A 2540-nucleotide genomic window follows, 5' to 3' on the forward strand; every position below is an offset into this window, starting at 1 on the left:
CGGCGCCGGGCACCGCCCCCGACGCCGCCGCGCTCATCGAGTGGTCCAAGGAGCACTTGGGCAAGCACAAGTACCCGCGCCGCGTGGAGGTCACCGACGGGCTGCCGCTGGGGCCGAGCATGAAGGTGCTCAAACGGGAACTGCGGACGCGCTACACGGACCGCTAGACGCTGCGCCGGCGTCACGGGGCCGGCCGGCGGACCGCGCCGGACCATGCATGCGCATAGCATCGGTTCCTCCATGAACACGATGACTCTGTGGCACCTGTCCGGCTGGGGGTTCGCGGCGCTCGCCTCCGCGGCCCTGCTGGTCGGCTTCTCCAAGACGGCGGTCAGCGGGGCCAACACGGTCAGCCTCGCGGTCTTCGCCGCGGTCCTGCCCGCCCGCGCCTCCACCGGCGTACTGCTGCCCCTGCTGATCGCCGGTGACGTGCTCGCCGTCCTCACCTACCGGCGGCACGCGCACTGGCCCACGCTGTGGCGGCTGTTCCCGGCCGTGGCGGCGGGCGTGGTCGCCGGCACCCTGTTCCTGGTGTGGGCCGGCGACGGGATCGTCCGCACCTCGATCGGCGCGATCCTGCTGCTGATGGCCGGGGTGACGGTGTGGCGCCGGCGGACCGCCGAGACCCCGCGGGCGCCGGAGGAGGTGACGAGCCGGGCGGGGCGGGCGAAGGCGCGCTCGTACGGCGTGCTCGGCGGGTTCACGACGATGGTCGCCAACGCGGGCGGTCCGGTGATGTCGATGTCCCTGCTGTCCGCGGGCTTCCGCAAGCTCGGCTTCCTGGGCACCTCGGCGTTCTTCTTCCTCATCGTGAACGTCTCGAAGGTGCCGTTCAGCGCCGGTCTGGGGCTGATCGACGGGCGCTCGCTGCTCCTCGACGCCGCGCTCGTGGTCTTCGTCGTGCCCGGGGCGTTGATCGGCAAGTGGGCCGTGAACCGGATCAACCAGCGGCTCTTCGAACAACTCGTGATCGCGGCGACGGTCGTGGGCGGCCTCCAACTGCTCCTGCGCTAACGGGGCCGCGCCGGTCGGTCCTGGCCGCGGCCGTCCCGCGCGGAACCCCGCCGCAGCAGGTAGGTGTCCATGATCCAGCCCTTGCGTTCCCGCGCCTGAGCGCGCAGCCGCTCGATGCGCGGGCCGGCCTCGGCGATCGGACCGGAGACGAGGATCTCGTCCGGCGTGCCGATGTACGCGCCCCAGTAGATGTCCATGTCGTCCTCGGCGAACCGCCGAAAGGCCTGGTGCGCGTCCAGCATCACGACCACGTCGTCCACCCCCTCCGGGAAGCCGCCCTCGGCCAGCCGCCGCCCCGTGGTGATCTGCACCGGCCGGGCGACCCGGTTCAGCCCCGTGCGGTGCCGGGCGGCCAGGGCGGAGACACTGCTGACGCCGGGCACCACGTCGTACGCGAACTCCACCGCGCCCCGCTCCCGCACCTCCTCGAGGACGGCCAGCGTGCTGTCGTACAGGGTCGGGTCGCCCCACACCAGGAAGGCACCCGTACCGTCCTCGTCCAGCTCCTCGGCGATCAGCCGCTCGTAGATCCCGGCACGGGCGCCGCGCCAGTCCCCGACGGCCGGCGCATAGGCCGCCCCGCCCGCCTTCCGGTCCCGCTCCGGGTCCCGGGCCTCCACCACCCGGTACGACCCCGCGGGCAGGTGCGCGTCCAGGATGTCCCGGCGGAGCCGGATGAGATCGCCCTTCACCTCACCCTTGTCGAGCAGGAAGAACACGTCCGTGCTCCGCAGCGCCTTGACCGCCTGCAGCGTCAGCTGGTCGGGGTCGCCCGCGCCGATACCGATGACATGAATCTCTCGCACGCCCCGAGTCTGCCGCACACCCCGGCCGGCCCCGGTCAGGGGCCCAGCCGGGGCGCCTCCGCCCGGGGGTCCACCGGTGCCGAGCCGCGCTCCACCCGGTCGGCCAGCTCCCGTGCCCACCGGGTGAGACCCGGCAGGTCCAGCCCGTACGGCCGGTCCTCGCCCCGGCCCGTCTCCCACTCCTCGACCGCCCCCGCGCCCCGCCGCAGCAGCCGCACCCCGCCGACGGTGTTCCCCCGGGCCGCGTGGGTGAGCCCCACCGCCAACTGGGCCAGCCCCCGCCACAGCGGGCGCTCGTCGCGCGGGCCCGACTTCCAGGCGTCCTCGAACACCTCGTGCGCGTGGAACGGCCGCCCCTCGGCCAGCAGCTCCTGCGCCTCGGCGACCGTCTCCCGCGGCGCCCGCACGACCCCCTCCGGCTGCCGCGGCACCCCCTCGGCGCCGTACGGCAGCGGACGCCCCAGCCCGTCCCGCGGCCGCGCGTTCCGGGCCCGCCCGGCCTCGTCCCGGTCCCTGGCGTCCGATGCGCCCGTGTTCGTCATACCGTCGATTGTCCCCCGCCGCCGCCCGGGCCTTCTTCGGCGCACCGGCCCGCGTGGGGTAAAGTGCTGTCCGCGCGATCACGCGGGGCACCGCGGGTGAGGGCAACGGGACGTGGCGCAGCTTGGTAGCGCACTTGACTGGGGGTCAAGGGGTCGCAGGTTCAAATCCTGTCGTCCC

At 74.1% G+C, this 2540-nt stretch carries 3 protein-coding genes, 1 tRNA gene and 1 pseudogene; 3 read left to right on the forward strand and 2 right to left on the reverse strand.

The genetic code is table 11. The annotated features are described in order from the left end of the window. Both IE312_RS40420 and IE312_RS16615 read left to right on the forward strand, forming a co-directional pair. Nucleotides 1–167 (forward strand): annotated as a pseudogene (locus IE312_RS40420) (long-chain fatty acid--CoA ligase); the annotation flags it as partial. Between the two features lie 73 nt (nt 168–240). Continuing rightward, a complete protein-coding gene (locus tag IE312_RS16615) occupies nt 241–1014 on the forward strand; it encodes a sulfite exporter TauE/SafE family protein (protein WP_189982508.1) in 774 nt (257 codons plus the stop codon). Here IE312_RS16615 and cobF read toward each other — a convergent pair. Both cobF and IE312_RS16625 read right to left on the reverse strand, forming a co-directional pair. Beyond that, on the reverse strand, nt 1011–1820 hold the full coding sequence (cobF, locus tag IE312_RS16620) for a precorrin-6A synthase (deacetylating) (protein ID WP_189982511.1): 810 nt from the start codon (nt 1818–1820) through the stop codon (nt 1011–1013). The two genes, IE312_RS16615 and cobF, sit on opposite strands and share 4 nt — an antisense overlap. A 35-nt stretch (nt 1821–1855) precedes the next feature. After that, on the reverse strand, nt 1856–2362 hold the full coding sequence (locus tag IE312_RS16625) for a DUF309 domain-containing protein (RefSeq protein ID WP_189982513.1): 507 nt from the start codon (nt 2360–2362) through the stop codon (nt 1856–1858). A 106-nt stretch (nt 2363–2468) separates the two neighbouring features. On the opposite strand from IE312_RS16625, the gene IE312_RS16630 reads away from it, so the two are divergent. Then, nucleotides 2469–2540: transfer RNA gene (locus IE312_RS16630), tRNA-Pro, on the forward strand.

Origin of the sequence: Streptomyces capoamus, assembly GCF_014654935.1 — a bacterium.
GTDB classification, from domain to species: domain Bacteria; phylum Actinomycetota; class Actinomycetes; order Streptomycetales; family Streptomycetaceae; genus Streptomyces; species Streptomyces capoamus.